The sequence below is a fragment of the Acinetobacter sp. YH12132 genome (genome assembly GCF_013418645.1).
GTDB classification, from domain to species: Bacteria; Pseudomonadota; Gammaproteobacteria; order Pseudomonadales; family Moraxellaceae; genus Acinetobacter; species Acinetobacter indicus.
Genome location: NZ_VPBR01000003.1, coordinates 334,446 through 340,445, shown reverse-complemented (window position 1 = coordinate 340,445; position 6,000 = coordinate 334,446). Strand labels below are relative to the sequence as shown.

Sequence of the window (6,000 nt, the reverse complement as noted above, 5' to 3'; positions counted from 1 at the left end):
CGTATATTGAACGCTATAATCGGACCATACGTTATAGTTGGCTGAGCAAGCATTTATTTGATACTTTGGATGAAGTACAAGATTATGCAACAAACTGGTTGTGGCATTACAACCATGAAAGACCACACCAAGCAAACAAAGGAAGGCCACCTCTAATGGCTGCTTAACCTCTACTTTTAACTTCGGTTATTTATGGGAGGATTACCACCCCTCATATACTGTAGATAAAGTAGGCATTCCAAATCGTAAGAATATTGCTAAAGCATTAGATACTTACAATGCGTATAGCCCTCAAGTTAAAAAAAACTTACATAGCTATATCCAAACCTTGGGCTTACCTATGGATGCAAATGGTAAATACACGATTACAGACGAAGAGTCCTTAAAGAATTTTGTATATGCCATCCAAGAGCGTTTTTACACAACACAAGCATCTACAGAAAAGCGTTTAGCTCAGGCTTATGTTCCAGTTTAGTATATTTATTTTTCATAGCTTCCGAATTAACACTAAATTTCAGTGAGATAAAAAGTGTAAATTTTTAAGTATTTTTTATTGAATTTTTACAAAATACAATACATAATTCATTAAGTTTTTGAAATATATATATTAATTATAATTTGGTATGTATATCCGTTTTAAGGCCATCATCTAAAGCAGAAAATAAATAAAAACCCTTTGTTTTGGCAAAGGGTTTTTTATTGCCTGTGTGAAAAGTAGGATAGATCAATTGAGGAAAACGATAAAAACTTCAATGGAGATAGAATATTTAAATCTGTATTTCCGATTATTTTTATAAAAAAGTACTGTTTTACCGATTTACCTCAGTTTTGTATTCTAGCTTCACAAGATAAGCAATCCCCACAACGCACTGAGGAATACAAAATGAGTTTAATCAATACCCAAGTGAAAGCCTTTAACGCTACTGCTTACCAGAATGGTCAATTCATTGAAGTGTCTGAGCAGGACATGATGGGTAAATGGTCGGTGGTATTTTTCTATCCTGCAGACTTTACCTTTGTCTGTCCAACCGAATTAGGCGATCTGGCTGATCATTATGCTGAATTCCAGAAAATGGGCGTTGAAATTTATGGCGTATCCACTGATACCCACTTCACCCATAAAGCCTGGCACGATACTTCAGACGTGATTGGTAAAATCCAGTATCCGCTGATTGGCGATCCAACCTGGACTCTGGCAAAAAACTTTGAAGTGTTAATTGAGGCTGAAGGTCTGGCTGACCGTGGTACTTTCGTGATTGATCCGGAAGGTACCATCCAGATTGTTGAAATTAACGCTGGCGGTATTGGCCGTGATGCCCAGGAACTGCTACGTAAAGTCAAAGCAGCGCAATATGTCCATGCACACCCAGGTGAAGTTTGCCCGGCAAAATGGAAAGAAGGTGAAGCAACGCTTGCACCGTCAATCGACCTGGTCGGTAAAATCTAATCCAGTTGCATTTATCTTCTGATGAAAATCCAGAACTCCGGTTCTGGATTTTTTTTGTCTGTTGAAACAGAAACCAAGCAGAATCCGGATGCGCCTGGATGATTCTATTCTTGCAATGCAGTATGCCAGATTTGCGCTAGCTGGCCGCACCGCAAAGGCTTAACATGAAACGATCAATTCTCCTTGCAGGCGCAGGACAGTATGAAAAAAATAATTGGTTTATATCGAAATAAAAACATGCACTGGGTCGGTGATGGTTTTCCGGTACAGAACCTGTTTGCTTATGACCGTTTAGGTCAGGCCATCAGCCCGTTTTTAATGCTCGACTATGCTGCGCCTTATCCGTTTGAGGCAACGACAGCGCAGCGTGGTGTGGGTTCACATCCGCATCGTGGCTTTGAAACCGTGACTCTGGCCTATCAGGGCGCCGTCACCCATCAAGATTCGGCCGGTGGCGGGGGCACCATTCAGACGGGTGATGTGCAGTGGATGACAGCCGGTGCCGGCGTGGTGCATGAAGAGTTTCATTCTGCCGATTTTGCCGAAGCCGGTGGACTGTTTGAAATGGTCCAGCTCTGGGTCAATTTGCCAGCCAAAGACAAAATGACCGCACCGCGTTATCAGGCCATTGCCGCTGCCGATATTCCCCGAATTGAACTGGACGATGCCGCCGGGCACCTCCGGGTGATTGCCGGGAACTATTTAGGTCACACCGGGCCGGCACAGACCTTTAGCCCGGTCAATGTCTGGGATGGCAGCTTGCACAAAGATGCACAAACCTTTGTGCATGTCCCGGTGACTCACAATGTCCTGCTGGTGGTGCTAAAAGGCGAGCTGCTGGTGAATGGCAATCAACAGGTGCAGGACAGTTCTATCGTGATGTTTGCCCGCGATGCCGAGCCGACCATTCAGTTGCAGGCGCAGCAGGAAACACAGTTTTTAATTCTGACCGGTGAGCCATTAAATGAGCCAATTCAAGGCCATGGTCCTTTTGTGATGAACAGCAAACAGGAAATTATTCAGGCCTTTGATGACTTTCATTCTGGTAAGTTTGGCCAAATTCCGCCGCAAAGCTAAGCATTCAGCGATCCTGCTGCGAAAAGAAAAAAGCCTCTGATAAAAATCAGAGGCTTTCTTGTTATTGCGCTGTTAAGTTTCTTGTTTTATCTCATTTGTATCATTATCTGTAATGATTTTATGTGATGTGGTTGTCATTCTTGTGTAGGGTGTATACTAGCGGAAAGCACGCGCTTTGTAAAACAACTATTCTAAAACTGGTTAATTTATATCTATTGTTTTTAAATGATTTTTAAAAATTAATAAATAAAATTTCAGGTATTTCTTATATTTACACGGGGCTTGAAAATACGTTAAAAAATGTAACAGAAGTGGCATTTTAGAACTTTATTACACTTTGTAAAAAGGGTGAATCTGGTAGTTTTTAATAGCTCATTTTGGCAAGGCATGGTTCATAATTTCGGTCAATGTTTTCATTAACGGATAAGACGTTTTGGATATTGCAGTCATCGGTAGTGGCATGGCTGGGCTAGCTACCGCAAGAATTCTTAAAGATGCAGGGCATAACATTACAATTTTTGAAGCTCTGTCTGGACGTGGAATGGACAGCCACAGTACTGAGTTTGAAGGCGGTTTAATTGACGCACCGCTGCGGGTCATGAATCCGCATTTGTGGAAAAACACACTCAGTTTAGCCACCTATCTGGGTATTCCGACCTTCCCGGTACGGACCTATATGGCCTGTAGCTGGTTATTTGAAGACCGGACCGAAACCTGGTTAACCACCTCGCGTACGCGTATCGGGAATTTCCCGATTATCAATAACCGTAAAGGCTTGCAGCAATACGGCTGGCGTCTGGTTAAAGGCATGTTGCAGTTAAAAACGGCAATTGCCAAATTCTTCCGGTCGAAGAATCAGGACATTACCCTGGCTGAGTTCATCAACCAGAATGAAATTGAAGAAGTGTTCTGGCATGGCGCGGTAATGCCGGTGTTGTACACCATCTGTACCTGTAACCCGAAAACCATTGGCGAATGGCCAGCGAAGCCGCTGTTGACCTTCTTGCGTCAATTGACCGATGGTGATGCGCTGTTGCGTATTCAGGGTGGCACTCCGGCGCTGGTGAATAAGCTGATTGAAGGTATTCATATCAAGAGTGGTTCACCCATCACCCATATTAGCCAGCAAGATGATCAGGTCTATGTCAAAAATGCCGAAGGCGAAACTGCGGTATTTGACCGTGTGGTGGTGGCCACCCCAACCACCAATATCGAGAACTTCCTCGATCGTGAACAGTTTGCCGAAGATATTGCCTTGTTAAAGCAGTTCAAGTTTGAACAGGGCGAACTGGTGATTCATACCGATAGCACAGTGATGCCGCCAAAACGCAAAGACTGGTCGGTACTGAGCTATATGATGGACCGCAAGTTTACCCGTCAGCAATTTACTGTCTGGCTAAACTCGATTGAGCCATCGCTGGTCGGTAAAACGCCGGTGTTCCAGACCTGGCGTCCGGTCACGCCTATTGATCCGAAGAAAGTCATTTCTTCTGTCACCCTGACCCGTGCGGTGGTGGATTCAAAAACTGTGGCACTGAACAAAGAATTGCAACAGCGTCATAAAGTCGCTGATCGCAAGGTGTTCTTCTGTGGTTCATGGTCATGTGACGGCTTGCCAATTTTAGAATCAGCCGTGACTTCGGCCATGCATATTGCAGAAATTTTTGGTGCACCGTTGCCGTTTGTGGGCTTAAAACCTAAAGTAGAGGTTGCTCCCCAACTCGGCTACTAATTTATGCGCTGGCTTCAGGCAATTTTTCGACAGGCTCCTTCCCATAAATATGCAATCAATGCAGCGCTTTTGGGAGATCCTGCCGAGTTGCCCTGGAGCAATCTGGGCTATTGGCACTCATCTGCACAGGACTATCCGGCGGCGTGCCAGCAGCTGGCCGATCATTTGGCCGAAGCCGTTCAGTTGCAATCCACAGATCGGCTGCTCGATTTAGGCTGTGGACAGGGCGCCAGCCTGTTGCACTGGCAACAGCATTATCAACTCTCAAATATTACCGCCGTTGAACTGCAAACGACCTGTGTCGAGCAGATTCAAGCGCGCTGGCCAGAGCTGCCCATCTATGCGCAGTCTTTTTTAAATTTAAAAAATCTCATACCTCTGGCGCCATTTGATGTGGTGCTGTGTATTGATGCGGCCTATCATCATGCTTTGAATTCATTTCTGGATGCCGTGCAACCGGTTTTAAATTCAAAAGGCCGTCTGGGTTTTCACACCCTGATATTGTCACCGCAGTTTTTAAAATCAAATACATTACAACAGCATTCTTATCGCGCTTTATTAAAGGCGGCGGATGTGTCGTTGCCGGAACTGAAAACCGCAGTACAACTGGAGCAGTGTTTGCAGGAACGCGGTTTTACCCAGATTCAGATTGAAGATTTATCTGCACCAGTGTTAAACAGATTTGCCGAATATATCCAGCAGCTGCACTGGCCGCAGCACAGTCCAGGTCTGGACCGGATCAAGATTGCCATGACCGCAAAGCTGTGCCGACGTTTATATAAAGATGGCTGGGTGAGATATGTGCAAGTGACCGCACACACGCAATAAAGCAGAAAAAATAGCGTCATAAAAACAACAAAGGCCCACTAAAATAGCGAGCCTAAGAAAATGGTGCCGGCACACGGATTCGAACTGTGGACCTACTGATTACAAGTCAGTTGCTCTACCAACTGAGCTATGCCGGCATTGTGGAGTTGCATTTTACAGATTTTTAATTCGGGCGCAAGCGAAAAAATAAGCAATTAAAAGTAGGCGACAGGCGCTGTTTTATTTTTATCCAGCTCTTGTTTTCGCGCTTAAACATCGTGGAAGAGGCAAGTTTCTGCTCAAGACAACAATAGCTCACGTTCAGGCGAGCTATTGTTTTGAATTTAAAATAAAGGGGGGGGTTAAGTGCCGCAGAGGCGTGCTACTTGCTCCTTAAAATACGGTCTAAATCTTGTGCACATTCTTCAAGGGTAAAAGCCATATCGAGTTGCATTTGTGGTTTGAGTTCGTTGGCGAGAGATCTCCACTGCTCAATAAGTTTAAGGGCTTTTTGAATTTTATGTCGATTGAGGTCTTTGGCGATGGTGGGGGTATAACCACCACGTTTGGCATTTTTAATTTGTTTGACATAATTTGCGCTGTTATTCATGCTCGCTCCCGAATAGCAGTTTTTTGACTGATTGGCTTTAAACATCTTTTTTGGCACGATTAAATGAAGAATATTTTTTAAGTTAATAGTTTTAAACAGTTGTTTATTTTGCCTATTGTTCTCCTTGTTCTGTTTAGGTCTGTGTTTAACATAGCACAATGCTTGCTGCTGTAAAGCTTGCGAATTCTATGCCACTTTTTATTGTTGTAGCATGAGATGATGACTTTTTGTTGACATCTGTGGTTTAAAAACAGGTTGGAACTGTGGCAGGCTGTAACTTTCACATATATGCGGCAGGATGGCATAACCCGAAGATCATGCTTAACA

The 6,000-nt window shown here is 43.9% G+C and carries 7 protein-coding genes and 1 tRNA gene; 6 read left to right on the top strand and 2 right to left on the bottom strand.

Annotated elements, in window-relative coordinates; all coding sequences use genetic code 11:
- The 6 genes from FTU67_RS05605 to FTU67_RS05585 form a co-directional block, all read left to right on the top strand.
- Nucleotides 1–167, top strand: a 167-nt coding sequence (locus FTU67_RS05605) for an integrase core domain-containing protein (protein WP_180047395.1), incomplete at its 5' end; no start/stop codon positions are given.
- Between the two features lie 173 nt (nt 168–340).
- Entirely contained in the window at nt 341–475 is a 135-nt protein-coding gene (locus FTU67_RS14190; RefSeq protein WP_257221849.1) for a hypothetical protein, read from the top strand.
- Between the two features lie 408 nt (nt 476–883).
- Nucleotides 884–1,447, top strand: coding sequence for an alkyl hydroperoxide reductase subunit C (ahpC, locus tag FTU67_RS05600; protein ID WP_016658414.1), 564 nt, complete (start codon nt 884–886; stop codon nt 1,445–1,447).
- Between the two features lie 201 nt (nt 1,448–1,648).
- Nucleotides 1,649–2,524: a pirin family protein gene (locus FTU67_RS05595; protein ID WP_180061515.1), complete on the top strand. Its 876-nt coding sequence runs from the start codon at nt 1,649–1,651 to the stop codon at nt 2,522–2,524.
- A gap of 433 nt (nt 2,525–2,957) precedes the next feature.
- Entirely contained in the window at nt 2,958–4,256 is a 1,299-nt protein-coding gene (locus FTU67_RS05590; protein ID WP_180061514.1) for an FAD-dependent oxidoreductase, read from the top strand.
- A 3-nt stretch (nt 4,257–4,259) separates the two neighbouring features.
- Nucleotides 4,260–5,084 (top strand): cyclopropane-fatty-acyl-phospholipid synthase family protein, encoded by an 825-nt coding sequence (locus FTU67_RS05585; protein WP_160232261.1) that lies wholly within the window; start codon nt 4,260–4,262, stop codon nt 5,082–5,084.
- A 61-nt stretch (nt 5,085–5,145) separates the two neighbouring features.
- On the opposite strand, the gene FTU67_RS05580 is transcribed toward FTU67_RS05585, so the two are convergent.
- A tRNA-Thr gene (locus tag FTU67_RS05580) sits at nt 5,146–5,221 on the bottom strand.
- A gap of 224 nt (nt 5,222–5,445) precedes the next feature.
- Nucleotides 5,446–5,673: a hypothetical protein gene (locus tag FTU67_RS05575; RefSeq protein ID WP_005180651.1), complete on the bottom strand. Its 228-nt coding sequence runs from the start codon at nt 5,671–5,673 to the stop codon at nt 5,446–5,448.
- Between the last annotated feature and the right edge of the window lie 327 nt (nt 5,674–6,000).